The sequence below is a fragment of the Streptomyces sp. NPDC002868 genome, assembly GCF_055563295.1.
The window spans coordinates 210162-236758 of sequence record NZ_JBVHDR010000001.1 but is presented as its reverse complement, the minus strand read 5'-3'; the positions used below and the strand labels follow the sequence as shown (position 1 = coordinate 236758).

Below are 26597 nucleotides of genomic sequence, written 5' to 3'. Positions count from 1 at the left end.
AGATGTTGTGCAACGATCCTGATGATCCTGCGATGACCTCGTGAGGCACATCGCGTCTCATCACGCACATGGAGAAAATACGTGGCCAATCTTCCCGGCCGTAAGCGCGGACGCGTCCTCTCGCGTCTCGCCGTCGCAGCCATAGCCGCTGCCCTGGTCGGCACCTCCGCCGGGTCCGCCGTGGCCGACACCCCGGTCCCCGCGCCGCTGAAGAGCGTTGACATGGGTTCGGTCGCCGACGCTGCTCCGGAGCAGGCGACCGCGGAGGCCGACGCCGCTGCCCCGGTCAACGCGCTGTTCGCCGCGGACAAGTCCGGTGAGCTCTTCCTCTACATCCCCAACGGCACGGGAGCCTTCAGCCCGCGCCAGTCCATCGGCGGCAACTGGGACCTGTTCTGGGCCTCGGCCCAGGCGGACCACAACGCCGACGGCGAGTCCGAGGGCCTCTACGCCTGGGACAAGCTGGGCAACATGTTCTACAACGACAGTGATGGCAACAGCAGCGAGGGCCGCGGCTGGAACATCTACAACAAGGTCCTCGCCCCGGGCAACCTCGGCGGCACCCAGGCGTACGACATCCTGGCCCGCGACAAGGCCGGCGTCCTGTACGTGTACAAGGGCAACGCCAACGGCACCCTGCAGTCCCGGGTGAAGGTCGGCTCCGGCTGGAACATCTACAACCAGATCGTGGGCCAGGGCGACCTGTCCGGCGACGGCAAGGCCGACATCGTCGCCCGCGACGGCTCCGGTGTGCTGTGGCTGTACAAGGGCACCGGCAACGCCGCCGCCCCGTTCACCGCCCGCACCAAGGTCGGCTCCGGCTGGAACACCTTCAACTACCTGGTGTCCACGGGTGACCTGAACGCGGACGGCCGCACCGACCTGATCGCCCGCGACGGCGCCGGCGCCCTGTGGCGCTACAACGGGACCGGCAACGCCGCTGCCCCGTTCTCGGGCCGCGTCAAGATCGGCGCTTCCGGCTGGAACATCTACAGCATGCTGTTCTGATCGCGTAGCTGATCAGCCATACGGAAGGGCCGCATCCCCGTCACCGGGGATGCGGCCCTTCTGCCGTACTGCCTTGCTCCCGTGCTTACTTGCGGATCAGGTTCCGCAGCACGTACTGCATGATGCCGCCGTTGCGGTAGTAGTCCGCCTCACCCGGGGTGTCGATACGGACGACCGCGTCGAACTCCACACCGGTGTCGGTGGTGACCTTGACCGTGCGCGGCGTGGTGCCGTTGTTCAGCTCGGTCACGCCGGTGAAGGAGAAGGTCTCCTCGCCGGTCAGGCCGAGGGACTCGGCGGACGCGCCTTCCGGGTACTGCAGCGGCAGGACGCCCATGCCGATGAGGTTCGAGCGGTGGATGCGCTCGTACGACTCGGCGATGACGGCCTTGACGCCGAGCAGCGCGGTGCCCTTGGCGGCCCAGTCGCGGGACGAGCCCGAGCCGTACTCCTTGCCCGCCAGGATGACCAGCGGGATGCCGGCGGCCTGGTAGTTCTGCGAGGCGTCGTAGATGAAGGAGACCGGGGCGTCGTCCTGGGTGAAGTCGCGGGTGAAGCCGCCCTCCGTGCCCGGCGCGATCTGGTTGCGCAGACGGATGTTGGCGAAGGTGCCGCGGATCATCACCTCGTGGTTGCCACGGCGCGAGCCGTACGAGTTGAAGTCGCGACGCTCGACGCCGTGCTCCGTGAGGTACTGGCCGGCCGGGGTGTCGGCCTTGATCGCACCGGCCGGGGAGATGTGGTCGGTCGTGACCGAGTCGCCCAGCTTGGCGAGCACGCGGGCGTCGGCGATGTCCGAGACCGGGGTGGTCTCCATCGTCATGCCCTCGAAGTACGGGGGCTTGCGCACGTAGGTGGACTGCGGGTCCCACTCGAAGGTGTTGCCGGTCGGGATCGGCAGCGCCTGCCACTGTGCGTCGCCCGCGAAGACGTCCTGGTAGGACTTGTTGAACATGTCCTCGCCGATGGCGTTGGCCACCACGTCGTTGACCTCGGCCTCGGTGGGCCAGATGTCCTGGAGGTGGACCGGCTTGCCGTCCTGGTCGATGCCCAGCGCGTCCTTGGTGATGTCCAGCTTCATCGAGCCGGCGATGGCGTACGCGACGACCAGCGGCGGGGACGCGAGGTAGTTCATCTTGACGTCGGGGTTGATCCGGCCCTCGAAGTTACGGTTGCCGGAGAGCACCGAAGTCACGGCCAGGTCGTGGTCGTTGACGGCCTTGGAGACCTCTGCCGGCAGCGGGCCGGAGTTGCCGATGCAGGTGGTGCAGCCGTAGCCGACAAGGTTGAAGCCGAGCTTGTCGAGGTAGGGGGTGAGACCCGCCTTGTCGAAGTAGTCGGTGACGACCTTGGAGCCCGGGGCGAGCGTGGTCTTGACCCACGGCTTGCGGGTGAGGCCCTTCTCGACCGCCTTCTTGGCCACCAGCGCGGCGGCGACCATGACGTACGGGTTCGAGGTGTTGGTGCAGGAGGTGATCGCGGCGACGGTGACGGCGCCGTGGTCGATCTCGTAGGTCGAGCCGTCGGGGGCCGTGACCAGGGTCGGGCGGGTCGGCACGCCGTTGGTGGCGGCCGGGGCGTCGGAGGCCGGGAAGGACTCCTTGCCCGCCTCGTCGTCGTCCTCGACGTAGTTCCGTACGTCCTGCGAGAACTGGTACGCGGCATCGGCGAGCACGATGCGGTCCTGCGGACGCTTCGGGCCGGCGATCGACGGGACGACCGTGGAGAGGTCCAGCTCCAGCTTCTCGGAGAAGTCGGGCTCGGCGGCCGGGTCGAGCCAGAGGCCCTGCTCCTTGGCGTACGCCTCGACCAGCGCGAGCTGCTGCTCGCTGCGGCCTGTCAGCTTCAGGTACTTGATGGTCTCGTCGTCGATCGGGAAGATCGCGGCGGTGGAGCCGAACTCCGGCGACATGTTGCCGATGGTGGCGCGGTTCGCGAGCGAGGTGGCAGCGACGCCCTCACCGTAGAACTCGACGAACTTGCCGACGACGCCGTGCTTGCGCAGCATCTCGGTGATGGTGAGGACGAGGTCCGTGGCGGTGGTGCCCGGCTTGAGCTCACCGGTCAGCTTGAAGCCGACGACGCGCGGGATGAGCATGGAGACCGGCTGGCCGAGCATCGCGGCCTCGGCCTCGATGCCGCCGACGCCCCAGCCGAGCACGCCGAGGCCGTTGACCATGGTGGTGTGCGAGTCGGTGCCGACGAGGGTGTCGGGGTACGCCTGGCCACCGCGGACCATGACGGTACGGGCCAGGTGCTCGATGTTGACCTGGTGGACGATGCCGGTGCCCGGGGGGACGACCTTGAACTCGTCGAAGGCGGTCTGGCCCCAGCGCAGGAACTGGTAGCGCTCCTTGTTGCGGCCGTACTCCAGCTCGACGTTCTGCGCGAAGGCGTCGTTGGTGCCGAACTTGTCGGCGATGACGGAGTGGTCGATGACCAGCTCGGCCGGGGCGAGCGGGTTGATCTTCGCCGGGTCGCCGCCGAGCTCCTTGACGGCCTCACGCATGGTGGCGAGGTCCACGACGCAGGGCACACCGGTGAAGTCCTGCATGATCACGCGGGCCGGCGTGAACTGGATCTCCTGGCTGGGCTGCGCCTGGGAGTCCCAGCCGCCGAGCGCCCTGATGTGGTCGGCGGTGATGTTCGCGCCGTCCTCCGTGCGGAGCAGGTTCTCCAGCAGCACCTTCAGGCTGTAAGGGAGGCGCGCGGAGCCCTCGACCTTGTCCAGCTTGAAGATCTCGTACGACTCGTCGCCCACGCGCAGCGTGCTGCGGGCGTCGAAGCTGTTCGCCGACACGACAGTCTCCTTCATCAATGTGCGCGTACTACCTCAATGCTGCCGCCACGGCTTCTCGCCGATCCGCTAAGGTAAGACTTAGTTAGGTAACCCTTACCGGATGGCGGCTGCGGTACGCCTTCGGCAGATATCTCGATGTCGAGATAACTCTAGTACATGACCGCTGCCGGGTCATGCCCCGACCTCGCCCATCGCCGCTGCGTGGATGCCGAGCGGGGCCGAACTACCGCTTTTACGAGCCGCGACACCCGATTGCCCACAGCCTGTCACCCCAATGGCCTATCTCCGCGCGATCACATCTCATATCTGAGATAGCCTGCGGCCATGGCAGACGATTACCTCGTACGCATCGGCAAGCTCATCCGTGACGCCCGTCAGCATCGGGGCTGGACACAGACGCAGCTTGCCGAGGCGCTCGGCACCAGCCAGAGCGCCGTGAACCGCATCGAGCGCGGCAACCAGAACATCAGCCTTGAGATGATCGCGCGTATCGGTGAGGCGCTGGACAGTGAGATCGTCTCGCTCGGCTACGCCGGGCCCATGCACCTTCGAGTGGTCGGCGGCCGCCGGCTGTCCGGCGCGATCGACGTCAAGACCAGTAAGAACGCCTGTGTCGCGCTGCTCTGCGGTTCGCTGCTCAACAAGGGTCGTACGGTGCTGCGCCGGGTGGCCCGTATCGAAGAGGTCTTCCGGCTGCTGGAGGTGCTGAACTCCATCGGGGTGCGCACCCGCTGGATCAACGAGGGCGTCGACCTGGAGATCGTGCCGCCCGCGCACCTCGACATGGACGCCATCGACGCGGAGGCAGCCCGCCGGACCCGGTCGATCATCATGTTCCTCGGGCCGCTGCTGCACCGGATGGACACCTTCCGGCTGCCGTACGCGGGCGGCTGCGACCTCGGCACGCGGACCATCGAGCCGCACATGATCGCGCTGCGCCGCTTCGGCCTCGACATCACCGCGACCGAGGGGCTCTACCACGCGAAGGTCGAGCGCACGACCACGCCCGAACGCCCCATCGTGCTGACCGAGCGCGGCGACACGGTGACCGAGAACGCGCTGCTGGCCGCCGCCCGGCACGACGGGGTGACCGTCATCCGTAACGCCTCCTCCAACTACATGGTCCAGGACCTGTGTTTCTTCCTGGAGGCGCTGGGCGTCAAGGTCGAGGGCGTCGGGACGACGACGCTGACCGTGCACGGTGTGCCCACCATCGACGTGGACGTCGACTACTCCCCCTCCGAGGACCCGGTCGAGGCGATGAGCCTGCTGGCCGCCGCGGTGGTCACCGAGTCCGAACTCACCATCCGCCGGGTGCCGATCGAGTTCCTGGAAATCGAGCTCGCGGTGCTGGAGGAGATGGGCCTGGACCACGACCGTACGCCGGAGTACAGCGCCGACAACGGGCGTACCCGGCTGATCGATCTGACCGTGCGGCCCTCCAAGCTTGAGGCGCCGATCGACAAGATCCACCCGATGCCGTTCCCCGGCCTGAACATCGACAACGTCCCCTTCTTCGCGGCCATCGCGGCGGTCGCCCAGGGCAAGACGCTGATCCACGACTGGGTCTACGACAACCGCGCGATCTATCTGACGGACCTCAACCGGCTGGGCGGCCGCCTCCAACTCCTGGACCCCCACCGGGTCCTGGTGGAGGGCCCGACCCGCTGGCGCGCGGCGGAGATGATGTGCCCGCCGGCGCTGCGGCCCGCGGTGGTGGTGCTGCTGGCGATGATGGCGGCGGAGGGCACGTCCGTACTGCGCAATGTGTATGTCATCAACCGGGGTTACGAGGAGCTGGCGGAGCGGCTGAACTCGGTGGGCGCGCAGATCGAGATCTTCCGCGACATCTGACGCATCCCCAGGTCAGGAGACCTTTTCTCCTTCCTGGGCCGTCTGTGGGCCGTCGGCCGTGTCATCGCCTTCGCGAAAGATACCGTCGATGGCCCTTCGCGCCCGGGCCTGGCTGTTCGGCATCGAGTGCGTGTACGCGCGCAAGGTGAGCCCGGGTCGCCATGCCCGAGGTACTCGGTGGGCCGTCCGGCGTCTTCCACGGCAGGGTGACTTCGAGCGGCGGACGCTCAGTGATGTGTTCGGAGGGCGAATGCCACCGCATCGGGCAGGGGGACGTCCCGCAACTTGCCGCCCTTGGGCGGAGCGAACACCAGCTGCGCCTTGACCATCTTCACCTGGCGCACTACGTGCACAACCCCGCTCAAGAAGTCCACCTCGTCGACGGCCAAGCCGAAGATCTCCCCTTGCCGCAGCCCGCACCCTGCGCCCAGATCGACCACCTTGCGGTAGGCCGGCGGCAGAGTGTCGCGGACGGCGAAGACACGTTCCTCGGGCCAGGGCTTGAGCTTCCGGATGTCGGCCCGCTGCGGCCGTACCGAACTCGCACGGCAGGGGTTCCGGACGATGACGCCATCGTCGACCGCCGCCCTGAATACGGACGAGACGTTGGCGAAGATGACGCGCTGATACGAGGGGGCCGCCGCTGGCGCCACCCTCCCAGCGGGATGACGCTTGAGAGTGCACCGCCGCACCTCTGTGGCATTTATCGAGCACACAAATTGAAGCTCATTTAGAGGGTGTCTCACGTGGCAAGTTTCGCGAGCTTCTTGTAGCAGGTCAGGGCGGCGGCCAGGCCGAGGAAGGCGAGGAAGTGCGAGCCCTTTCGTTCGTATCGGACGGTGAGGCGGCGGTAGCCGAAGAGCCAGTGGATCGACCGTTCGATCTTCCAGCGGTGCCGACCGAGGCGTTCGCCGGACTCGATGCCGGGCCGCGCGATGCGCGCGACGAGCCCGCGCTCGCGCAGCCAGGCCAGGTGTTCGGCGGAGAAGTACGCCTTGTCCGCGCGGAGTTTGACGGGTCGGCGCCGCCGTGGTCCCCGGCGGGACCGGACGGCGGGTATGCCGCGGATGAGCGGCTTGAGGGCGAGGCTGTCGTGCATGTTCGCGCCGGACACGGCGACGGCAAGTGGGATGCCCTGGGCATCGGACAGCACGTGCAGCTTGCTGCCCTTCTTGCCGCGATCGACCGGGTTCGGCCCGGTCAGCGATCCCCCCTTTTGGCGCGAACGGAGGCCGCGTCGACGATCGCCGAGGTCCAGTCCACCTCGCCGCGGGCCCCGAGTTCGTCCAGCACCGCCCGGTGCAGCCGACGCCACAGGCCGGCCTCGGTCCATACCGTGAAGCGGCGATGCGCGGTGGCGGGCGACGTGCCGAACGTCGGCGGCAGATGCCGCCAGGCACAGCCGCTGGTCAGCGCGTACACCACTGCCGTGAACACGGCCCGCTCGTCACACGGAGCGGTCCCACCACCTTGCGGACGAGCAGCGAACGACGGCAGCAACGGGGCGGCCAGCTCCCAGAGTTCATCAGGAACCAGACGCTTCGACAGATCAGCACCCACGACCGGCAGCATGCCGCACGAACATCAAGTCACGTGAGACAACCTCTAAGCCTTGATTGGTGCGGCCGACCTGGCGGCCTGCTCGATCTTCGCGCAGTAGGCTGCACGGGCTTCCTCGTCGATCTGCTTCTCGAGTTCGGCGCGCAACCCGGTCCGGCCGTCGAGGCCCTCGCGCAGGATATCGGCGTGCCCGGCATGCCGGATGGACTCGCCGAGGACATGGACCATGATGGCGAACAGGTTCGTGTCGGCATAAGGCTCCGGCCACCACGGCACGTGGCCGGGGGCGTCGAGGGGAAGCTCGTTGATCGTCGCGTCCGAGTGTTCCCACGTGCGCCGGTAGAACCCGATGATCTGATCGCGGGTCTCGTCCTCGGTCGCCCACAGATCGCTGCCGTTGGAGTCCTGCCACCGGGGCAGCGGTTCCGGGGAAGGGCGGTCGAAGACCTCGCCGAAGTACCTGGCCTCGACGGTGGCCACGTGTTTGACCAGGCCGAGGAGGTTGGTCCCGGTCGCTGTCAAAGGCCGGCGGGCGTCGTATTCGGACAAGCCGTCGAGTTTCCAGAGCAGCGCCTTGCGGTCCCGCCGCAGTCTCCCGTGCAGGTTGTCTTTCGCGAATTCATCGATCATGCGGCATGAGCCTGCCATGGGCTGCTCGTGGTCTCAAGATCCCGTACGTGGTCCGCAACGACTGGCAGAGCCGAGGCCTGGCCATGGCCGCCGCCCTGACCTGCTACAAGAAGCTCGCGAAACTTGCCACGTGAGACACCCTCTTAGCGTCGCATCGAACACCCGCGTAATTGACCAGGCCAAATGTTGAAATAAGAAGGTTTCTATCGGTCGGGCACCGCCTGACCCCTCGTGGCCCCGGAATGGCCAACTATAAGAATGCCGAAGTAAGCGAACTTTGCCCGTGGCTCACCTAGCTAACGACGAAAACAGCTCATTGAACTAGAGATCGAGATGCGAGTACGCCTCTCTGCGCGCACGATGACAGTAGGAACACACACCTGCTATGGGAGTGGCCATGCGCTTCGTAGACTCTCGAGCGTCAAGAAGGCTACGCAACGGTTCATGCGCTGCGATTCTGAGTATCGCCCTGGTGACTATTAGTGGAGGAGCAGGGTACACCGCGCAGCCTGCCAAGATCCCTGGAGAGCTAATCGGCAGCTGGATCGCTGAAAATAAAGCCTACGGTATGGAATTCGAAGTAGACGGAACCTACGTGTTTACCCACACTGAAGAAGATTACGCTGAGAGCGGGTCCTTCGAGGTGCAGAAGCAGAAAATCCAGTACCGGCCAAAAGTGGCAATATCACAAGGTCAGCAACAAAGTCCCCCAAGCCCATACATAGAAACTTGGAAAGTTGAAACACGCAGCGACGGCCCAGACGTGCTGGAAACCGAGGGGAAAGATGCCAGCTGGTCACTCCTTGAAATGGATATCACCCAATGCGGCACATCATAGGTCGGCGCAACTAGTGGCATCAAGCTCTTTGAGCCCCTTCTCCCATTTCTCGATAAGCGGTACCGTCTTTTTGGACAGGTCGATTGCTTGCTCTAGAGTGCCAAATGACTTCAAGTGTCCAGCCACCTGATTCATGTTCCGACTCACCCGCAATCCGTCGTCGACGACTTCTTCAACCTCATCCTTAATCTTGTCAGGGCGTTCGATCGCTCTAAGCTCTCCGTTGAGCTTCCGCAGAGCGGCTGATGCCTCTTCAAAATAGGAAGCGGCATAAGCCAAGTTTTGATCGGTAAGTGAGTTCGTGCTCCAGTTTGTTTGCACGACACTCAGAGCCGCACTTGCATTCTTGGTGGCAGTACTAAAATCCCTAAATTCACGTTCACAAACAGCATTAGCGTCAGAGGTCCAATCCGCCGGCTTCAATCGCTCCGGGCGGTCCATGACTTGAATAACAACCGCCGCAATGGCTGCGAGGCCGGCCAGAACGCCGATCAAACCTACGATGCGCTTACGCAGGCTCCATCGTCGCCCCTGGGTGGGCTCGCCAGTTGAGTTGCCTCCCTGGTCCATAGGCTTGTAATTCCACAAATCCAGGCATAAATATCTTGAAGCGCGAGACTTCATCCATGCGGCGGACGATGACGGACACCGCGATACTCATGGATTGATCTTGCCAATGAAGCCGGAGCGGCTCGCCTGTCGCCCCCGAGGTCGTCAAGGAGCTCGTTACAGATCATGAGCGGGCCTTCTCGTTGACCTCGAGCAGATGAGGCTGCAGGCCAACGAGACGAACGCCTTGTGCCCACCGTCACCTGCGCGTCAGAACCCTGCTGCCCCGCGGCGCCGCCGCTGCGGGGCAGGCGGTTCCTCCAGTGCCCGTGTCATGTCTCGTGTCCATGCACCGCTGCCATCACGGGCCTGGCAAGTCAGTCTCAGGTGCAGAGAGAAGGGGAACTTGCGTTCACGAGCAAGACCTACGTAGAGGATTGCGGTGCCGCCCATAGCGATTGGCCCGATGTCCACTGAGTCGCCGCCTCTCAGTTCCTGAACGTAGTTGCCGTTGCGCCTGGTCCTCTCCCAGAAAGAGATACTCCCCGCGTAGGTGCCCTCCGCTACTGCGAGCAGATTCGACAGTCCTGCTCCGGCAGTCTGGCGCAGCTCGATCAGCGCGTAGTCATCGGGCCCCGACGGAACCAAGTCCAGGGGAGGGCGTCCGTAGTTGACGGACACTATCTCGAAGACCGGCCCCCGCCCTTCGTGCCGAGCCAGCTCCTCATCGTCTAAGGCTTGTCCCGTAACCCCTAGTCAGGGGTGAGATGATCTTGATGTGGCTGGTGTGATCACGGCGTTGGAGCCGTCTTGGATAGCCCCGTTCACCGGGATGAGCCCGCGCTGCTTCGGCAAGTTGGTGACCGCTATACAGCGCGAGCAGGCGACCAACGTGCATCGCGGACGACCATGGAGCCTGTCACTGGAGGACCGCATTCTGTTGGTCGCAGCGTACTGGCGCACGAACTTGACGATGCGCCAGCTCGCGCCGCTCTTCGGGATCTCCAAGTCGGCCGCCGACCGAATCATCGACCATCTCGGGCCGATGCTCGCCGTGCAACCACGCAGGCGGTTCCGTAAGGACACCGTCCTCATCGTCGACGGCACGCTGGTGCCTACTCGGGACCACACCGTCGCTGAGCAGTCGAAGAACTACCGCTATTCCACAGCCCACCAGGTCGTCATCGACGCCGACACTCGCCTGGTCGTGGTGGTCGGCCGGCCCGTGCCGGGCAACCGGCACGACTCCCGCGGCTGGGAAGAGTCCGGCGCCAAGGCCGCCGTCGGCAACACAATGACCATCGCTGACGGCGGCTACCAGGGCACCGGACTGGTCATTCCGCACCGTCGCCGCAAGGGCGAAGAACTCCCGGACTGGAAAGAGGAACACAACCGGTCCCACAAGCAGGTCCGCGCCCGCGTCGAGCACGTCTTCGCCCGGATGAAGACCTGGAAGATCCTTCGTGACTGCCGCCTGAAAGGCGACGGCGTTCACACCGCCATGCTCGGCATCGCCCGACTGCACAACCTCGCCCTCACGGGGTAACTCCCGCCCCATACGAGACCGGAGAGGCCCAAGAGAGGCGGCCCCCACCTCCCCACCACCCCGGCTCGGAGAATGCTCAGTCGATACAGAACTCGTTGCCCTCGATGTCCAGCATCGGGATGCACGCATCATTGCCGTCATACAGCGTTTGCACGTGTACCGCACCGAGAGGAACCAGCCGCGCGCATTCGACCTCAAGCGCGGCGAGACGCTCCTTACCCACGAGACCGGTGCCGACCCGCACATCAAGATGCACCCGGTTCTTGACGGCCTTCCCCTCGGGAACGCGCTGGAAGTACAGTCGCGGGCCCACACCTGAGGGATCTATGCAGGCGAACCATGAATCCCGCTGCTCAGGTGGCTGCGCACGCTTGAAATCGTCCCAAGTGGCAAACCCTTCCGGCGGAGGCGGTACGACGTACCCCAACGCTTCGCACCAGAAACGAGCGAGACGCTCAGGTTCTGCGCAGTCAAAGGTGACTTGGAACTTCTTGATCGCTGACATCGGCGCACCGTAGCAGGCGGACTCTGCCGCACGTCTCCCCAGGTGGATCAGCCCGCCCCCCATCGCGCCCTGGGCCGCTTTGGACACCAAGCGATCAACCCAGACAGGCCACAGAACGACGCGACTGTCGTGGAGCCCACCGGTGGTCCCCGCGATCCAGTCCTTACCAACGCCCCGGATGCTAAAGATCAGTTACGGGACAGCCCTTAGCTGCTTCTTCATCAGCGCGAGCTGTTCTTGTGCGCTACGAGCCTGCGATCCGGAGATGCCAGCGGCCAGCAAGCTCACACCCGCAGCGACGATGGCGACGACTGTCTCTGTGTCCAACTTTCCCCCTGAACCTCAGTGCTTCGCCGACTCGATACCCTGACGCGCGGTCCAGGAACCGCACTTCGTAACCCGTGCACCGTTGGTGCCCTCCGAGCGCAGCACGAGGCATCAGCCCATCTCACCGCTCTTGCGAAAGATACTGTCGACGGCCTTTCGCGCCCGAGCCTGGCTGTTCGGCTGCGGACCCTGGCGTGCTTGTGCGGGGAGAAGTTGTCCAGCACCACGTACAGCTTCTGGCTGGGCCAGCGGGCCCGCAGGGTCTTGAGGAGACCGAGGAACTCGCGCCATCGCTTGCGCGGGCGGATGCGGTAGTACAGCTTGCCGGTCGTCAGGTCGAGGGCGGCGAGCATGTGCCTCACGCCGTTGTAACGGTTGTAGGTGGCCCGCAGCCTGCGCGGACGCCGTACCGGCCCCCATGCCTTGCCCTTGCGGGGCATCAGGTTCAGCGGCCCGAACTCGTCGACGCATATCACCCGGCCGTCGGCGGGCGGGGTGTCGTACAGCGCCAGGACGCGGTGCATTTTGGCGATGAACTCCGGGTCGGTGGACGCCTTCCACGTGGTGGTGGTCTTCCAGGAGACCTTGCCGTCGGCCAGGATCCGGCGCAGGGTCTCCCGACTGATGGCCACGGTCACCTTCTGTTTGACCAGGTGCTCGGCGAGCTTGCTCAGGCTCCAGGTGGAGAACGCGGTGATCTTCCAGTCGGCAGGGGACGTCCGGGCGATCAGGCAGATGTGCTCGCGCACCTCGTCACTGATCGTCTTGGGGCGTCCCCCGCTCCATTTTGGGTCCAGCGCGTCGAACCCCCGCTCGTTGAAGGCGTGGATGACATCGCGGACGTAGTCCTCGCCGACCTGCATCAGCGTGGTCCTTGACCGTCTGGCCCTGGGCGGACATCAGAACCACGATCGCCCGGCGGAGTCTCACCGGGTCCTTCGCAGTCCGGCTGATTCGCTGCAGCCTGCGGCCCTCCTCCATGCTGACCGGCCGGACGAACACACTCGGTCGACGCCCCACAACCACCTCCAAGATCAGATCCTGGAGACAGTCTGCTGACCGAGGGGCAGCACGTCGATTACCCAGCTAAGGCTGCGTGACGAGCCACTAGCCCAGGTGGCTGGCCATGCCTACGGCACCTAGAGGCGCCAAGACCGAGGAGTCCGGCCTTCCCTGTCGAATGCGCGTCGAAGTCTTGGTGGGCAGCAGGGGTGAGGGTGCCGTTTTCCCATGTCAATAGCTATCTGTAGCAGCTGAGGCCCAGCGCCTGCTAAGCGCCTGTCCCAGCATGACGGGAAGCTCTCTGCCCTCACGGGAGCGATTGTCGGTGCCCGTCTGTACCGTCCCGCTCATGACTAAGAGACCCTCGAAGCACTGGCGCGACGGAGTGGAGGAGGAGGCCAGCAAGCTGGCTGCCGGCACGTTGAACGCTGAGGACGCGTTCATGGCAGACCTCTACCCTGTGTCGCTTCTCGACGCGACCGACGCAGCCCTGGGCGCGTTCGAGAGCGAACTGCGGACGCTCCGCAGCCCCTCCGACAATGAGGTCTTCGAAGCAGTTGAACGTGTGGTGCTCGCCCTGAACGTCATCAATGATCAGCATGACGGGGCCGCCTACGAGACCGGCGAACGCGAAGAACTCGGCGACTACATCGACCAGGCGCTCACAGAGTGCGGCGTGGACGTTCCTGCGCTCACCGCACGCCATGGGCTGGGCCGGTACGAGATCACCGACAAGTGGCGGGCCTGGTAGGCATCCGCGGCGTGCCATTGCCGTGCCAGAACACCAGGGCAGTAGCGGTCAGTCGGGGGTAGCGGCGGCGTCAGCCTGCACCCCGTGACGGCAGCCGCGCGCAGGCGGGATGAGCTGGGCGAACGTCTCAGAGCTCGGTGCCAGGCTTACAAAGCAGATGTCGGCTGTTCGAAACCGTCCTCGCCCCTGATCCGGATCTTCGCCGAACCGCTCGAGATAACGTCCCGGCTGGCCAGCTGGGGCCGTCGCGGGGCCGTGGAACGTCGCTCAACGCTGGCCAAGGACGACCGTCAAGACAGCCCCGCCGCAGGTGGGAGGGGCTGTCGTTGACGAGTCGGGAGGTCGGAAACCCTTTGCCTCAGTTCCGCGACATTTAAACGGGGAACGCCGCCATACCCAGCCTGACCAGCAAGAATGCCCACCAGGAGGGGGTGCGGCGGCACCCGTGGGACTCCCGAGCCGGACATTGACGAGATGCTCAAACAGCGGCCGGGAACGCTGGCGATAAGTGTCCCCGGCACAGGCCACGACCTGCCGCGTGCCGCGCGTTCACCCGGACGAAGTCCGGGTGAACCTAGCGACGGGCGCGTTCGAGATCGTCCCCGGCTCCGGCTCCGGCTTCCCCTGTCTGCGGACGACCCGGCGGCAGGGTTGCCCGGAGCCCGGGTGCTGGGCCATGAGGAGGCACTGCGCGCCGAGCTACAGCCGCCGTCGTCGACCACGTCCGCCCCCTGCTCGTCCGGCACCGCCCAGGCGCTTGGGCGTGCGTTCGGGCCGGCCGCGCTGGTCGACCGGCTCCAGGGTGTCGGGGTTCAGGCGACGGGTTGCGCCGAATCAGCTGCGGCCCTGGCCCGGATCGCGTCGGCCGGATCCCAGCCCTCGTGCGGTGCGGAGGCGAGGAGCAGACGGGTGTACGGGTGCTGGGGCATGCCGAGCACGCGCTCGGTCGGGCCCTGTTCAACGACGCTGCCGCGCTGCATCACCACCGTTTCGTCCGTGATGTGCTGGACCACGGCCAGGTCGTGGCTGACGAAGACGAGCGCCACGCCGGTGTCGTCCCTGATCTCACCGAGCAGTTGGAGGATCTGGGCCTGGATCGACACGTCCAAAGCGGCGACCGCCTCGTCCAGGACGAGGATCTGTGGGTCGACGGCGAGGGCCCGGGCGATGGCCAGTCGCTGGCGCTGCCCGCCCGACAGCTGGTGCGGGCGGGCGCCCGCCTCGCGGGTGCCGAGGCCGACCTGGTCCAGCAGTGACTGGATCCGGGCATCCGTCGAGGGATGTCCGTGCAGCCGCAGGGCGGTGCGCAGGCACTGGCGGGCCGTCAGGCGTGGGTCGAGCGAGACGTACGGGTCCTGGAAGACCATCTGGATCTCGCGTGCGCGCGCCAGCCGGGCGGCCGGGCGGTGCCGGCTGAGGGCCGACGGCCGCGAGGCGCGGTCTCTGCCGTTCACCGTGACCGTCCCGGCGTCCGGCTGTACCAGGCCGCCGAGCATGCGGGCCACGGTGCTCTTGCCCGATCCGGACTCGCCCACGATGCCGACCGATGCGCCGCGAGGCACGGTGAACGAGACGCGGTCAGCCGCGGTGAGGCTCGCGCCGCCCGGCAGCCGGTAGGTCTTGGTCAGGGCGTCGACCACCAACAGGGGCGCGCCGTGCGGCGGATCGAATGCGGTCACGGTGTGCTCCTCTTGGCCAGGGGCGAGGGGACGGCAGCGGGCGACGCGGACGCCTCGGCCTGGGCGTCGCCCCCGTTCGGGTCCTCGTGGCTGTTGTGGGACGGCTGTCCGGTCGGTTCCGCCGACACGTCGGACGCGTCGGACGCGTCAGGCAGGTCGGGGAGCCGTCGGCAGGCGGCGGTGCCCCCGCCCGGAACGGGGATGGGCTGCGGAATCCACGTTTCGCATGCGGACTCGGCGTACGGACAGCGTGCGCTGAAGGGACAGCCGGTGAAGCTGTCTGCCAGGGAGGGCGGGCGGCCGGGGATCGGGTGGAGCGTGCGGGTGGTGTCGCCGAGGGCGGGGGAACAGTCGAGCAGGCCCCCGGTGTACGGGTGCTGGGCATGTGCGAAGAGCCGATGCGCGCTCTGCTGTTCGACGACGCGGCCCGCGTACATCACATATACGCGGTCGCAGTACGCCGCGGCGAGGTGCAGGTCGTGGGTGATGAACAGCAGGCCCAGCTCGCGTCGTTCGCGCAGGCTGCGCAGCAGGGCGAGGATTTCCGCCTGGGTGGTGACGTCCAGTGCGCTGGTCGACTCGTCGGCGAGCAGCAACCGTGGCTCCGTGGCGAGCGCGCCGGCGATGACGACGCGCTGCAGCATTCCGCCGGACATCTCGTGGGGGCGCTGGCGGATGCGCCGTTCGGGGTCGGAGATGCCTACGGCGTCGAGAAGCTCGACGGCCTTCGTCCGCGCCGCGCGCTTGTCGCTGGTGCCGGTGCGGACGAGCCGTTCGATGAGGAAGTCGCCGATCCGGCGCACCGGGTTCAGGGCGGAGCGCGGGTCCTGATGGACCATCGCGACCGTACGCGCCCGGTGGTCTCGCAGCTGGGCATCGGTCATGGAGAGTACGTCCACGCCGTCGACCAGCACCTTCCCCTGGGCTCGCGCCACTTCCGGGAGGATGCGCAGGGCGGTCTTGGCAGTGGTGGACTTGCCGGAGCCGGATTCGCCGACGAGGCCGACGACCTCACCGGTGCGGATCTGCAGGCTCACGTCCGCGAGCAGTGGCCGCGCAGCACCCGGCAGGTGCAGGGTCAGGTTCTCGATGTCGAGCAGCATGAGCGGCTACCTCCTGGCGCCGAGCCGGTCGGCGGCCCAGACCCCGACGACGTTGAAGGCCACCACGACGGCGGCGATGGCGATACCCGGCACGAGTGCGGGGAGCAGGGCGCCCTGGACGATCGCGGACTGCCCCTCCTGAACCATCAGCCCCCAGTCGCTGCTGGGCGGCTGGGCACCGAAGCCGAGGTAGCTGAGCGTCGCCAGACTCATCAGTGCCTCGCCGAACAGGACGACGAGATAGCCGACGATCGAGCGCGCGAGGTTGGGCACGAGGTGGCGCACACATATACGCGTTCCGCCCATGCCCTGCACACGGTAGGCGTCGATGTACGGCTTCGCCCGCTCGGCCAGCGCCACGCTGCGGGTGTACTTGGCGATCGTGGGAGCGAAGGCCAGCCCGAGTCCCAGCACGGACGTGGTCATGCCGGCCCCGAACACCGCGATGATCAGCACGACGAACAGCAGGCCCGGGAAGGCGTACATCACGTCGGTGACCCGGGACAGCAGCGTGTCCACCCAACCTCCGCGCCAGGCAGCGACGGTCCCGATGGTGACGCCGAGGATCGCGGCGAGCGCCAGGAGCACGATCGGGGCGATCAGGCTCGTACGGGCCCCGAACAGCACCCGGGAGAGCAGGTCCTGCCCCGAGGCGTCGGTGCCGAGCAGATGGTCGCCACTGGTGCCGGCCAGGGAGGACGACAGATCCACGGCGTCGGGGGCGTACGGCGCGAGCAACGGGGCGAACACGGCGGCGAACACCACGAGTCCGAGGAATCCCGCCGCGACGGCCACCCCGATAGGTCGGCGGGCGCGCTCCCCGACGGGCAGCAGCGGCCCGGTGGTGACGGCGGTCGTCATGCTGAACTCCTCACGGCCTTGACGCGGGGATCGAGCAGCGGGTGCACGAGGTCCACGACGGTGGTGACGACGATGTAGCAGGTCACCATCAGCAGCAGGACCGCCTGTGCGACGGGGAAGTCGTGGCTGTTGATGGCGCCGACGAGCAGAGAGCCGATGCCGTTCAGCCCGAAGACGGTCTCGATGGCAACGGTGCCGGCAAGCATGCCCGCCGTGACCAGGCCGCACATGGTGACGATCGGCCCCCATGCGTTGCGCAGGACGTGCCGCCGAACGATCTGACGCTCGGGCAGCCCGGAAGCGCGCGCCACCTCCACATGGTCGGCGGCCCCCGCCTCGACCATCGCCTGCCGGGTCACCCGGCTGATGACGGCGAGCGCGCCGAGCGCCATGGCCACCGCGGGCAGCGTGAGGTGGTGAATCGTGCCCGCGAATCCCTCACCACTGCCCGTCACCGGGAACCAGCCGAGCTGGACACCGAACAGCGCGACGAGAGCGATGCCGCCGACGAACGAGGGCACGGACGCGGCGAGCGTGGTGCCGCCCACCACCGCCGAGTCGACCCAGCTGCCGCGGCGGACGGCGGCGAGGATGCCGGCGCCGACACCGAGGACCACGAACAGGACGGTGGCGTAACCGACCAGGGCCAGGGTGGTGGGGAAACGGCCGGCAAGCAGGTCGGAAACCTGGTCGTTGTACTGGAACGAGCGGCCGAGATCGAAGTGCAGACCGTCCCAGAGCCAGCGGCCGTACTGCACGACCAGCGGCTCGTCGAGGTGGTACTGCTCCCGGACCGCGGCCAGCCGCTCAGGGGTGAGTTTGTCGCGGCCCCCGGCGAGGAAGACGGCGGGGTCGCCCGGGGCTGCGTACACGGCGGCGAAGATGACGAAGGACGCGGCCAGCAGCGTGGCCAGCAGTCCCCCGATTCGTCGGCCGATTGCGGCGCTCATGAGTGCTCAGCCTCGCTTCGCACCGAGCGCTGCGGCCCAGGGGTAGTAGAGGTACGCCATCGAGGCGGGCGGGCCGGTCAGCTTGTCGTCGATGACGAGCGCGGTGGGCACTTGGGCGATGGGGATCCACACGGCGGCGTCGGCGAACTGCCGCTGGACGTCGACCATGAGAGCGGCGCGCTTCTTGTCATCCAGCGTACGCATCGCGTCCTTGACCTTGGAGTCGTAGGCAGGGCTCTTGAAGCCGACCCAGTTGTTGGAGCTGTCGGACAGCGCGTTGTCGTAGAAGCCGACCGGATCGCTCTTGGAGATGTACCAGTCGGCGACCAGGACATCGATCTCCGCACGGGCTTCCGCGTCGCCGTAGAACTCTCCGTACTCGGCGGGCGGCACGGTCTTGATCTGGCTCTTGAGGCCGATCTGGGTCAGTGCCGCGCGGACGGCGTTGGCGATGACCATGCGGCCCTGGCTGTTGTCGGTTCCGATGACGATCGGCTTGTCCGGAGCCGCCTTGGCGTTCTCCACCAGCTTCTTCGCCGCGGCGATGTCTTCGGCGTCCGGATGGGCCGGCGCGCCGGTGAGCTGCTTCTGGGCAGCGGCGAAGGTGGCCTTCTCGTATCCCCAGGAGCCCGAGCCGACAGGTGTGGCCCAGGGCTCGATCAGGCCGCCGTAACCGGACTTCGCGATGCCGCTGCGGTCCAGGGCGAGGGAGAGTGCTCGGCGGATGTCCGGGTCGGCCAGGCCGCCGCGTTCGGTGGGGATAAGGGAGAGGGCGGCGGTGCTCGGTCCGTAGTGCTGGTCGAGGCCCTTCTTGCCGCGCAGCGCGGCGGCGGTGCTGATCGAGTCGGCGTAGGTGCCGTCGGCTGCTCCGGTCCTCAGGGCGTTGACCATGGCGCTGTCGTCGGCCCAGCGGAAGACGACCTGCTGGGTGAGCGGCCTGGTGCCCCAATAGGTGTCGTTCCGGTCGATGACGATCGAGTCGCCGGACGTCCAGTCGGTCAGCTTGTACGGACCGGAGCAGGCGTCGGGCTGACCGGGGGTGCCGAATTCCTTGCCGGCCTTCTCGACCTGCTCACGGTTGTAGACGAGTCCCGCGTCCCCGGCGAGTGCCTTGGTGAACAGGGCGTCAGGCTGCTTGAACTTGACAGTGATCTCGAGATCGCCGCTCTTGGCCATGGTGGCGACGTTCTCGAACTCGTCGGACTGCTCCATTTCCGGCTCCGCGTGCCGCTTCAGGCTGAACAGGACATCGTCGGCGGTCATGGCGGAGCCGTCGTGGAAGGTGACGTCGTCGCGCAGCGACAGGACGAGCGTCTTGGGGTCCGGTGTGGTGGCCGTCCGGACCAGGGAGGGGCGGACCATCATGTCGGGCTGCAGTTGGTAGAGGCGCTCGCACACATTGCTGAGCACGGTGCGGCCCGCGCTGCCGCCCTGGGTGTCCAGGTCCAGGGAGTCGGGTTCGTCCTCCAGCAACCAGTTGGCGGTGGCGACTTCGCCCTTCGCCTCGGCTGTGGTCGGTGTGAGCTTCAGCGTGGCGGCGTCGGCGGTCTTGCCGCCGCCGGCCGACGGACCGGTGTCCGCGCCGCTGCACGCGGTGGTGAGGGCCATCGCCCCAGCGAGGCCGGCGGCGGCGATCGAGGTCTTGAGCTTCATTGCGGGGCTCCTGAACAGGGGACGGGAGAGAGCGAAGACTGCTTGCTCGGGGACTTGGGTGCGGGCGTGGTCCGGGGCGGGTCAGTGGGGGGCGTGGGGGCCGTCGTAGAGATTCCAGGGGAGGTGCTGGTACTCGTGATCACAGGGTGTTCCGGCCGTCACGTGGTAGTCACCGACGGTGAGGTCCACACAGGAGGAGACGAGCGTCTGCCACTGCTTGACCTGCGGCTGCCGCGGGTCGGTGTGCGTACACAGCGACTCGGGGAGCCCGAGATGGTCGGACATCGCCTGCCGGATCGCCTTGCGGGACTCGTCGGCACCGGTGGATTCGCGCAGTCGGTGCAGCCCTTCCTCGGCGCGTGGCACGCGCACGAGGGAGTCGGGGGCGAGCGGACGGTAGCCGTCGGCCAGGGCGGTGGGAATGCCCGCCTGGTAGTGGTTGCCGTGCACGAGCAGCCCGTCCGTGGGGTACATCCAGCCGTGGCCGGCGGGGGTGGTCTCCAGGTCGATGGCGAACCCCTCGCGGCAGGTGAGGAGGGCGTTGCTGGCGATGTGGGCGCGGGTGCGGCAGAGCACGCCCAGTGCGTCGGCGATGCTCGACTGGTCGAGAACGCTGCGGCGGATCACGGTCTGCGGCAGTCCGACGGCGTCGCTGAAGCGCCCGCCGAGACCGTTGGCGTTGAGGGCGATCCCCGCGGAGCTGGCGCCCTGTCGGCCGATCTGTCCGGCCTCCACCTGCATGATGAGGGTGGGCTTGGGGGGCTGGACGATACGGAGCATGACGACGGTGTCGGCGACACCCGCGCGCCAGTCCCAGTTCTGACCGGCCCAGACGTGGCCGTCACCGCTGGCCTGTCCGTACGCCGCGAAGGAGGTGCAGCCCTCGGCAGGCTCCTCCTCGTCGCGCATCTGCGCGAAGGAGTCGTCGTAAATGACTTCTCCGCGGGCGTTGAGCGCCAGGATGTCGAGGAGGTCGAGTCCGGCGCCGGTGGCGATGCCCTGCATCTCCTCCAGCAGGTGCGGCGCATAGTCGTGCACGGGCTCGAGCCAGCGTGCGGCCCGTCCGGTCACCTGCTGCCAGGTCAGGCCGGACGATTCGCCGAACGCCTCCGCGTAGTAGCCGAGCGCGGCCTCCAGCTGTGGTCCTACAGCTTCTCCGTACTGCCTGCCGCGCTCTGCGGGGGTTCCCGAGATTTCAATGACCGGAAGGCTGTGCTGCATCGCGGGACTCCTCAGGGACACACCAGTTGCTGTAACATCCGTTCCGGAAATACACGCTCTTGGAACGGGATGCTCGAGAGCGTAACGGTGATGACGTGAGAGTCAAGAGGTGTAATGAAGAATCCAGAGTCCGGCAGTGCGGGTCCCGGTGGGCTCACTCGCCTGCGGGCGACCATTCGTGATCTTTGGGATGAGCTGTCTGCCTCTGAACGGACCGTTGCGCAGTACCTCGCGAGCGCTCCGGCCGAGCAGGTGATGTTCGCCAGCGCCCAGCAGCTGGGCCTGGCCAGTGGCACCAGTAACGCCACGGTCGTGCGGGCCCTGCAACGCCTCGGCTATGCGGGACTGCCCGCGCTCAAGCGGGAGCTGGCTGCCGATTTCACCTCGGCGATCGCCCCCGAGATCCGGCTCCAGCAGCGCATCGCCCACGTCGGTCACGACCTGGAGGGCATCTGGAACGACGTCTTCGACGAGACGCAGGACCGCATCGACCAGTGCCGCCGGCTCACCGGTACCGACGCCCTCCAGCGGGCGGTCGCGGCCATGGCGGATGCCCGCGAGGTCTTCTGTTACGGCGTCGCGGCCTGCGAGCTCGCGGCCCGCCATCTTGCGCTGGCCCTCGGCCGCATCGGCCGCCGGGCCCGATTCGTCGGCGCCACCGGCTTCGCCCTCGCCGACCCCCTGCTCTCCCTCGCCCAGGGGGACGCGGTCGTCATCTTCCAGCCCGGACGCCCCCTGCACGAGTTGACGGTCCTGGTGGAGCGGGCGCGCTCGGTCGGCGCCAAGGTCGTCTTCGTCACCGATGAGCTGGGCGAGGCCTTCGAGGACCGCGTCGACGCCATCCTCACCGCACCCCACACCCCGACCGGGATCACGAACGAAGCGCTGACCGGCCTCATCGTTGCCGACGCTCTGCTGCTCGCCCTCACCGCGGTCGACGAGACGCGCGCGGTGGAGCATTCCCATCAGCTGACCGCCTTGCGCGAACAGCTCCTTGCGCACCGGGAGCCCCGCACGCGCAAGGCGTGAACGGGGCTCCCGCTCCTCGAAGGGAAGGCTCTTGCCGGTGTCGATGACGGCGAAGTGCCGTGCGGACCTGGCACGGCACATGGTCGGACCTCGCACCGGGAGCCGCTCTGCTGACAGCCCTGACCCCGAAGAAAACTGCTCTCCGCCAGCGCGACGTGGTCGTCGCAGCCATCGTCGGCAGGGGAAGTGGAGTGACTGCGGCTGGATACCAGTGGCAATCGGTTCGGTGGTCGGCCTCAACCCTCCCGAGCGGAATCCGGGTCAGTCTCCGGGGCCGTGCCTCCGCCCAGCGGGAAAGCGCGGGCAGTGCCGCGGACGCGCAGGCCGACCTCGTCCCCCACGGCTGGCGGGACCGCGGCCGGGTCGAAGATCCGGGCAGCCACCGGCGTGCCGTCCCCCAGTCGCAGAGCCAGCACCGCGTCATGGCCGTAGAAGTCGCGCCGCACGACGGTAGCGGCGACCGCGTCCGGAGCCCCGCGCACGGCGAGCGCGATCTGCTCGGGCCGTAGCATCACGCGCATCGGGCCGGTCGGCACGCCGCTGTCGGCCGGTGTGAGCGGTACGGCGCCGAGCGAGGTTCGGGCCAGGTCGCCGTCGATCACCGCGGGCAGCCATACGGCCTCGCCGACGAACCCGGCCACCCACGGATCGGACGGTGTCGCGTAGAGAAGTTCCGGCGGGCCGCTCTGGACGATCCGACCGTCCCGCATGACCGCGACGTCGTCGGCCATCGACAGGGCCTCCGACTGGTCGTGGGTGACAAGGACGGCCGTGGCGCCGTCGGCGCGCAAGGCCTGCCATACGTCCTGGCGCACCTCGGAACGCAGTGCGGCGTCGAGTGCGTTGAACGGCTCGTCGAGCAGCACGACCGGCGGTCGCGGCGCGAGTGCCCGGGCGACGGCGACGCGCTGCTGCTGTCCGCCGGAGAGGTGGTGCGGCATCCGGTCCTGGAAGCCGGAAAGGCCCACCAGGTTCAGCACGGCGGTCGCCCGGCCGGCCCGCCGGGCGGCGCGGTCGAGTCCGTAGGCGACGTTGTCGAGGACGGACAGGTGGGGGAAGAGCGCGCCTTCCTGGGGAACCACCGCGATCCGCCGCCGCTCGGGCGCCACCGCTGCGTCGGGGGTGGCGACCCGGTGGCCGTCGACACGGATCTCGCCCGCGTCCAGCACCTCGAAGCCTGCGATGCAGCGCAGCAGCGTGGTCTTGCCGCAGCCTGAGGGCCCGAGCACGGCCACCAGCGCTCCGGAGCGGACGGTCAGGTCCACCCCGGACAGGGCCTGGACGCGGCCGAAGGCTTTGCAGACGTCGGCGATTCGCAGTTCCGCCACGTCAGCCGCCTCCCCGTGTGAGGACTCCGGTGCGCGCCGACAGCCACCACGTGGGCACGGCGGCGATCAGTACCAGCAGGGCCGCGTAGGGTGCGGCGGCCGCGTACGCGGAGACCGACGTCTGTGTCCACAGTTCGGTGGCGAGCGTGTCCATCCCGGTCGGGCGCAGGAGCAAGGTAGCGGGCAGCTCCTTCATGCAGGTGAGGAAGACCAGTGCGGCCCCGGCGCCGATGCCGGGCGCGGCCAGGGGCACGGTCACCGTGCGCAGCACGTACGCCCGTCGGCGTCCGAGCGAGCGGGCGACCTCCTCCAGGCCGGGAGGAGCCTGCGCCGCGGCGGCGCTTACGGCCGCGACCGCGAGGGGCAGGAAGAGCGACGCATACGCCAGTCCGAGGAGCCACACGCTCTGGTAGAGCGGGTGCACCACGTTGATCCCGAAAAAGACCAGTGACAGCCCCATGACCAGGCCGGGCAGGGCGTGTGAGAGATAGGCCAGGCGGTCCAGGGCGACGGCGAGCAGGCCGGGTGCGCGGGCGGTGAGGAGCCCCAGCGGCAGCGCTAGGAGCATGGTGAGACCCGCGCCGGCGAGGGAGACCCACAGCGAGTTTCCCGCGGCCGCGGCGATCCCGGTCAGCGACCCGGGCCGCGAGACGCCCTCGCCGAACCACCGCATCAGGCTCGCCGCGGGGACGCCGAGAGACAGCGCCGCCACGCCGGCGAGCCCGAACGCGGCCGGCCACCGCAGTCGGCCCAGCCGCAGCCGCGCCTGTGGTCGAGGCGCCCCGCTGCCGAGCCGGGCGTAACGGGCCCCGCGTCGCCGGGTCAGCTGCTCGGCCAGCAGGATGAGCGCGGTGAGGGCGACGAGCACCGTGGCGAGTACGAGCGCGCCGGTGCGGTCGAAGCCGAGGTTGATCGAGGTGAAGATGGCCCGGGTGAAGACGTCGACCCGCACGATGGAGACGGCGCCGAAGTCGGAGAGCACGTAGAGCGCGACGAGCAGAGCGCCCGCCCCCACCGCGGGCCGTACCTGGCGCAGCGTCACGCCGCCGGCCGTGTGCCACGGGCCGCGCCCCAGCGACCGCGACACTTCCTCCTGCGCCGGGTCCACGCCGGCCAGCGCGGCCGCGACGGGCAGGTAGACATACGGGTACGAGACCAGCGTGAGCACGAGTGCGGCCGGCCAGAAGCCCTCGAAGCCCTCCACGGTGGACACCCAGGCGAAAGCGGCGACGTAGCTGGGGACAGCCAGCGGCAGCGCAGCGAGCATCCCGAACAGCCGCCGCGCCGGTACGTCGGTGCGGGTGACCAGGAACGCCGCTGCCACGCCGAGTACGGTGCACGCCGCGGTGACGACCGCCGCCAGCGCCACGCTGCGGACGACCAGCGCCCCGGTGCGCGCCGTAAACAGCTCGTCGGCGATGCGGGCCCAGCCTGCCTCGCCGGCCCGTAGCCCCAAATAGGCCAGCGGAATCAGGGCGACACCGACCGCGAGCGTCGCGGCAGCCGCCAGCGCCGGGCGGGGCACCAGCCGCCGCACCCGGCGCAGAGCGAGGGCCGACGACGACATGCTCAGGCGAGCCCCGAATCCTTGATCATTTCGACCGTCGTCTCCAGATCGTCCAGGTCGTTGAGGTCGATGTCCGGCGCGTTCAGCGACGACAGCTTCGGCAGCCCGGGGGCGCTGTCGACGTCGGCCACCAGCGGATACTCGTACGTCTCCTCGGCGAAATAGGTCTGGGCCTGCTTGCCCAGCAGATAGTCGACGAATACGCGTACGTCGGGATCCTCGTCGGCCTTCTTCAGCACGCCGACCCCGGAGACGTTGACCAGGCTGCCGATGTCTCCGTCCGGGAAGAAGTGGTTCTTCGCTTTGAGGGCGTCGACGCTGCCGCCCTCCTCCTTGGCCAGCTCGTACACGTAGTAGTGGTTGACCAGCCCGGCGGCGATCCTGCCCTTGTTGACGTCGGCGACGATGGGCGCGTTCCCTTCTCGGATCTGCGCGTCGTTCGCCTTCAGCCCCGCGAGGAACTCCTTGGTCTTCTCCTCGCCGTGCTGCACGCGCATAGCCGTGATGAATGCCTGGAACGAGCCGTTGGTCGGCGCGATGCCGACCTTGCCTTTCCATTTCGGCCCGGTCAGCTCGAACACGGACTTCGGCAGCTCGGCGACGCGAACCTGGTCCATGTTGTAGACCATCGTGCGTACGCGGCCGGTCACCCCGACCCACTCCCCGCCGTCGTCCCGGTAGGCGTTTGCCACCTTGTCCAGCACGTCGTCGCGGAGCTTGGCGAACAGACCCTGCCTGGCCACGGCTCCCAGGGCTCCAGCGTCCTGCGCGAGAAACACGTCCGCCGGGCTCCGGTCCCCTTCTTCCTGCAACTGGGCGGCCATCGCGGCGGTGTCGCCATAGCGCACGTCGACGGTGATGCCGCTGGCTTCCCGAAAGTCGTCGAGCACGGGCTTGACGAGCGACTCGCTCCGGCCGCTGTACACGGTGATCTTCTTGTCGGAGCCCGACTCGCTCTGCTCGACCTGCGCCGAGCCGCAAGCCGTGCCTCCAAGGGCCAACAGACCGCCGAGGGCCGACGCCAGCACGAGCCTCATCCGGGACGTACTCACGAACCCACTCCTCCGTTGCCGGTCGGCCGGGCCGCAGCGGGAGCCGGGCCATCCTTAGGCCAGGCTAACCTTACATATGGGGACAAGTCAGGTTTTGTGCGCGACATAAGGGTGAAACCTGCAACTGGTGCCGCACCTTTCAGGTGGAGCTCGACAGAGTCGTCGGCCGTGCTCGTGGTCGCAGTGCCGACACGGCCCTCGCGGTCAGCTCTCGGGCTGCTCGACGACCTGCGCGATATAGAGCGGCTCGCCGAGCTTCTCGATGAGATCCAGCTGTGTGTCGAGGTAGTCGATGTGGTGCTCCTCGTCGGCGAGGATCGACTCGAAGATGTTCGCCGAGGTGATGTCGCCCTTGGAGCGCATGACGTCGATGCCGCGCTTGAGCCTGTCGATCGCCTCGACCTCGACCTCACGGTCCGCCTGGAACATCTCGGTGACCGTCTGCCCCAGCCGCACATGGAAGAGCCGCTGGTAGTTGGGCAGGCCGTTGAGAAGGAGGATGCGGTCGGTCAGGACCTCCGCGTGATTCATCTCCTCGAACGACTCTTGCCGCGTGTGTGCCGCGAGCTTCGTCCAACCGAAGCTCTCCTGCATCTTGGAGTGCAGAAAGTACTGGTTGATGGCGGTCAGCTCCGCGGTGAGCTGCTCATTGAGGAACTCGAGGACCTCGGGGTCGTCCTGCATGGCAAGTCGTCCTTCCAGAGAGACCGACGCCACGCCGCGCCTCCTCGAACCACGCCTGCGGGTTGGCCGACGAATCCGATTCGGCCAGGACGCTGTCGTC

24 protein-coding genes are annotated in these 26597 nt (G+C 67.6%); 7 read left to right on the top strand and 17 right to left on the bottom strand.

From position 1 onward, the window contains the following. The first annotated feature begins 81 nt into the window (after positions 1-81). On the top strand, positions 82-1008 hold the full coding sequence (locus ACZ3H8_RS01095) for an FG-GAP repeat domain-containing protein (protein WP_467395977.1): 927 nt from the start codon (positions 82-84) through the stop codon (positions 1006-1008). Between the two features lie 85 nt (positions 1009-1093). Here ACZ3H8_RS01095 and acnA read toward each other — a convergent pair whose 3' ends face one another. Beyond that, positions 1094-3823 carry an aconitate hydratase AcnA gene (gene acnA, locus ACZ3H8_RS01090; RefSeq protein ID WP_467395975.1) on the bottom strand — a complete coding sequence of 910 codons (2730 nt, stop codon included), beginning with the start codon at positions 3821-3823 and terminating at the stop codon, positions 1094-1096. Between the two features lie 309 nt (positions 3824-4132). Here acnA and ACZ3H8_RS01085 point away from each other — a divergent pair, with 309 nt between their 5' ends. Then, on the top strand, positions 4133-5662 hold the full coding sequence (locus tag ACZ3H8_RS01085) for a helix-turn-helix domain-containing protein (RefSeq protein ID WP_467395973.1): 1530 nt from the start codon (positions 4133-4135) through the stop codon (positions 5660-5662). Positions 5663-5889: 227 nt separating this feature from the next. On the opposite strand, the gene ACZ3H8_RS01080 is transcribed toward ACZ3H8_RS01085, so the two are convergent. From ACZ3H8_RS01080 to ACZ3H8_RS01070, 3 genes are all read right to left on the bottom strand, one after another. Continuing rightward, positions 5890-6315 carry a tyrosine-type recombinase/integrase gene (locus ACZ3H8_RS01080; protein ID WP_467395971.1) on the bottom strand — a complete coding sequence of 142 codons (426 nt, stop codon included), beginning with the start codon at positions 6313-6315 and terminating at the stop codon, positions 5890-5892. Positions 6316-6404: 89 nt separating this feature from the next. Beyond that, a protein-coding gene (locus ACZ3H8_RS01075) for an IS5 family transposase (protein ID WP_467395969.1) occupies positions 6405-7222 on the bottom strand; the annotation gives its coding sequence in 2 pieces (ribosomal slippage) (positions 6405-6880 and positions 6880-7222; 819 coding nt in all). 45 nt (positions 7223-7267) lie between these two features. After that, positions 7268-7852 (bottom strand): DinB family protein, encoded by a 585-nt coding sequence (locus ACZ3H8_RS01070; protein ID WP_266486916.1) that lies wholly within the window; start codon positions 7850-7852, stop codon positions 7268-7270. A 5-nt stretch (positions 7853-7857) separates the two neighbouring features. Here ACZ3H8_RS01070 and ACZ3H8_RS01065 point away from each other — a divergent pair, with 5 nt between their 5' ends. Continuing rightward, complete coding sequence (locus tag ACZ3H8_RS01065; RefSeq protein ID WP_257548903.1) at positions 7858-7986, top strand: hypothetical protein; 129 nt, start codon at positions 7858-7860, stop codon at positions 7984-7986. Positions 7987-8249: 263 nt separating this feature from the next. Continuing rightward, on the top strand, positions 8250-8690 hold the full coding sequence (locus ACZ3H8_RS01060) for a hypothetical protein (protein WP_467395966.1): 441 nt from the start codon (positions 8250-8252) through the stop codon (positions 8688-8690). Here the strand turns inward: ACZ3H8_RS01060 and ACZ3H8_RS01055 are convergent. Continuing rightward, positions 8685-9185 carry a hypothetical protein gene (locus ACZ3H8_RS01055; protein WP_467395964.1) on the bottom strand — a complete coding sequence of 167 codons (501 nt, stop codon included), beginning with the start codon at positions 9183-9185 and terminating at the stop codon, positions 8685-8687. The two genes, ACZ3H8_RS01060 and ACZ3H8_RS01055, sit on opposite strands and share 6 nt — an antisense overlap. Positions 9186-10017: 832 nt before the next feature. Here ACZ3H8_RS01055 and ACZ3H8_RS01050 point away from each other — a divergent pair. Then, positions 10018-10785 (top strand): transposase, encoded by a 768-nt coding sequence (locus ACZ3H8_RS01050; protein WP_467395962.1) that lies wholly within the window; start codon positions 10018-10020, stop codon positions 10783-10785. Between the two features lie 76 nt (positions 10786-10861). On the opposite strand, the gene ACZ3H8_RS01045 is transcribed toward ACZ3H8_RS01050, so the two are convergent. Beyond that, positions 10862-11290, bottom strand: a complete 429-nt coding sequence (locus ACZ3H8_RS01045; protein ID WP_467395960.1) for a VOC family protein — start codon at positions 11288-11290, stop codon at positions 10862-10864. A gap of 284 nt (positions 11291-11574) precedes the next feature. Next, positions 11575-12480, bottom strand: coding sequence for an IS630 family transposase (locus tag ACZ3H8_RS01040; RefSeq protein ID WP_467395958.1), 906 nt, complete (start codon positions 12478-12480; stop codon positions 11575-11577). Between the two features lie 488 nt (positions 12481-12968). On the opposite strand from ACZ3H8_RS01040, the gene ACZ3H8_RS01035 reads away from it, so the two are divergent. After that, positions 12969-13370, top strand: a complete 402-nt coding sequence (locus ACZ3H8_RS01035; RefSeq protein WP_467395956.1) for a hypothetical protein — start codon at positions 12969-12971, stop codon at positions 13368-13370. Between the two features lie 812 nt (positions 13371-14182). Here the strand turns inward: ACZ3H8_RS01035 and ACZ3H8_RS01030 are convergent. The 6 genes from ACZ3H8_RS01030 to ACZ3H8_RS01005 form a co-directional block, all read right to left on the bottom strand. Then, positions 14183-15049, bottom strand: coding sequence for an ABC transporter ATP-binding protein (locus tag ACZ3H8_RS01030; protein ID WP_467395954.1), 867 nt, complete (start codon positions 15047-15049; stop codon positions 14183-14185). Then, positions 15046-16152 (bottom strand): ABC transporter ATP-binding protein, encoded by a 1107-nt coding sequence (locus tag ACZ3H8_RS01025; RefSeq protein ID WP_467395952.1) that lies wholly within the window; start codon positions 16150-16152, stop codon positions 15046-15048. Before ACZ3H8_RS01025 ends, ACZ3H8_RS01030 begins: the two co-directional genes overlap by 4 nt. Before the next feature lie 6 nt (positions 16153-16158). Beyond that, the gene (locus ACZ3H8_RS01020; RefSeq protein ID WP_467395950.1) at positions 16159-17013 is read right to left on the bottom strand and encodes an ABC transporter permease; all 855 of its coding nucleotides are present in this window, start codon (positions 17011-17013) and stop codon (positions 16159-16161) included. Continuing rightward, positions 17010-17963, bottom strand: coding sequence for an ABC transporter permease (locus ACZ3H8_RS01015; protein WP_467395948.1), 954 nt, complete (start codon positions 17961-17963; stop codon positions 17010-17012). Before ACZ3H8_RS01015 ends, ACZ3H8_RS01020 begins: the two co-directional genes overlap by 4 nt. Positions 17964-17969: 6 nt before the next feature. Beyond that, positions 17970-19616, bottom strand: a complete 1647-nt coding sequence (locus ACZ3H8_RS01010; RefSeq protein ID WP_467395946.1) for an ABC transporter substrate-binding protein — start codon at positions 19614-19616, stop codon at positions 17970-17972. 81 nt (positions 19617-19697) lie between these two features. Then, the gene (locus ACZ3H8_RS01005; RefSeq protein ID WP_467395944.1) at positions 19698-20837 is read right to left on the bottom strand and encodes a C45 family autoproteolytic acyltransferase/hydolase; all 1140 of its coding nucleotides are present in this window, start codon (positions 20835-20837) and stop codon (positions 19698-19700) included. A gap of 114 nt (positions 20838-20951) precedes the next feature. Between ACZ3H8_RS01005 and ACZ3H8_RS01000 the strand changes: the two genes are divergently transcribed. Continuing rightward, positions 20952-21866 (top strand): MurR/RpiR family transcriptional regulator, encoded by a 915-nt coding sequence (locus tag ACZ3H8_RS01000; protein ID WP_467395942.1) that lies wholly within the window; start codon positions 20952-20954, stop codon positions 21864-21866. A gap of 236 nt (positions 21867-22102) precedes the next feature. Here ACZ3H8_RS01000 and ACZ3H8_RS00995 read toward each other — a convergent pair whose 3' ends face one another. The 4 genes from ACZ3H8_RS00995 to bfr all read right to left on the bottom strand — a co-directional run bounded on the left by ACZ3H8_RS00995 (position 22103) and on the right by bfr (position 26497). Beyond that, a complete protein-coding gene (locus ACZ3H8_RS00995) occupies positions 22103-23194 on the bottom strand; it encodes an ABC transporter ATP-binding protein (RefSeq protein ID WP_467395940.1) in 1092 nt (363 codons plus the stop codon). Position 23195: 1 nt separating this feature from the next. After that, complete coding sequence (locus tag ACZ3H8_RS00990) at positions 23196-24761, bottom strand: ABC transporter permease (RefSeq protein WP_467395938.1); 1566 nt, start codon at positions 24759-24761, stop codon at positions 23196-23198. 2 nt (positions 24762-24763) lie between these two features. Next, on the bottom strand, positions 24764-25813 hold the full coding sequence (locus ACZ3H8_RS00985; protein ID WP_467395936.1) for an iron ABC transporter substrate-binding protein: 1050 nt from the start codon (positions 25811-25813) through the stop codon (positions 24764-24766). A 204-nt stretch (positions 25814-26017) separates the two neighbouring features. After that, positions 26018-26497 carry a bacterioferritin gene (bfr, locus tag ACZ3H8_RS00980; RefSeq protein ID WP_467397874.1) on the bottom strand — a complete coding sequence of 160 codons (480 nt, stop codon included), beginning with the start codon at positions 26495-26497 and terminating at the stop codon, positions 26018-26020. Between the last annotated feature and the right edge of the window lie 100 nt (positions 26498-26597).

Coding starts and splice junctions, on each gene's coding strand:
- ACZ3H8_RS01020 (WP_467395950.1), bottom strand. CDS start 17,013: ATGACGACCGCCGTCACCACCGGGCCGCTGCTGCCCGTCGGGGAGCGC.
- ACZ3H8_RS01005 (WP_467395944.1), bottom strand. CDS start 20,837: ATGCAGCACAGCCTTCCGGTCATTGAAATCTCGGGAACCCCCGCAGAG.
- ACZ3H8_RS01015 (WP_467395948.1), bottom strand. CDS start 17,963: ATGAGCGCCGCAATCGGCCGACGAATCGGGGGACTGCTGGCCACGCTG.
- ACZ3H8_RS01060 (WP_467395966.1), top strand. CDS start 8,250: ATGCGCTTCGTAGACTCTCGAGCGTCAAGAAGGCTACGCAACGGTTCA.
- ACZ3H8_RS01035 (WP_467395956.1), top strand. CDS start 12,969: ATGACTAAGAGACCCTCGAAGCACTGGCGCGACGGAGTGGAGGAGGAG.
- ACZ3H8_RS01065 (WP_257548903.1), top strand. CDS start 7,858: ATGAGCCTGCCATGGGCTGCTCGTGGTCTCAAGATCCCGTACGTGGTC.
- ACZ3H8_RS01040 (WP_467395958.1), bottom strand. CDS start 12,480: ATGCAGGTCGGCGAGGACTACGTCCGCGATGTCATCCACGCCTTCAAC.
- ACZ3H8_RS01070 (WP_266486916.1), bottom strand. CDS start 7,852: ATGATCGATGAATTCGCGAAAGACAACCTGCACGGGAGACTGCGGCGG.
- acnA (WP_467395975.1), bottom strand. CDS start 3,823: ATGAAGGAGACTGTCGTGTCGGCGAACAGCTTCGACGCCCGCAGCACG.
- bfr (WP_467397874.1), bottom strand. CDS start 26,497: ATGCAGGACGACCCCGAGGTCCTCGAGTTCCTCAATGAGCAGCTCACC.
- ACZ3H8_RS01010 (WP_467395946.1), bottom strand. CDS start 19,616: ATGAAGCTCAAGACCTCGATCGCCGCCGCCGGCCTCGCTGGGGCGATG.
- ACZ3H8_RS01085 (WP_467395973.1), top strand. CDS start 4,133: ATGGCAGACGATTACCTCGTACGCATCGGCAAGCTCATCCGTGACGCC.
- ACZ3H8_RS00990 (WP_467395938.1), bottom strand. CDS start 24,761: ATGTCGTCGTCGGCCCTCGCTCTGCGCCGGGTGCGGCGGCTGGTGCCC.
- ACZ3H8_RS01000 (WP_467395942.1), top strand. CDS start 20,952: ATGAAGAATCCAGAGTCCGGCAGTGCGGGTCCCGGTGGGCTCACTCGC.
- ACZ3H8_RS01025 (WP_467395952.1), bottom strand. CDS start 16,152: ATGCTGCTCGACATCGAGAACCTGACCCTGCACCTGCCGGGTGCTGCG.
- ACZ3H8_RS01045 (WP_467395960.1), bottom strand. CDS start 11,290: ATGTCAGCGATCAAGAAGTTCCAAGTCACCTTTGACTGCGCAGAACCT.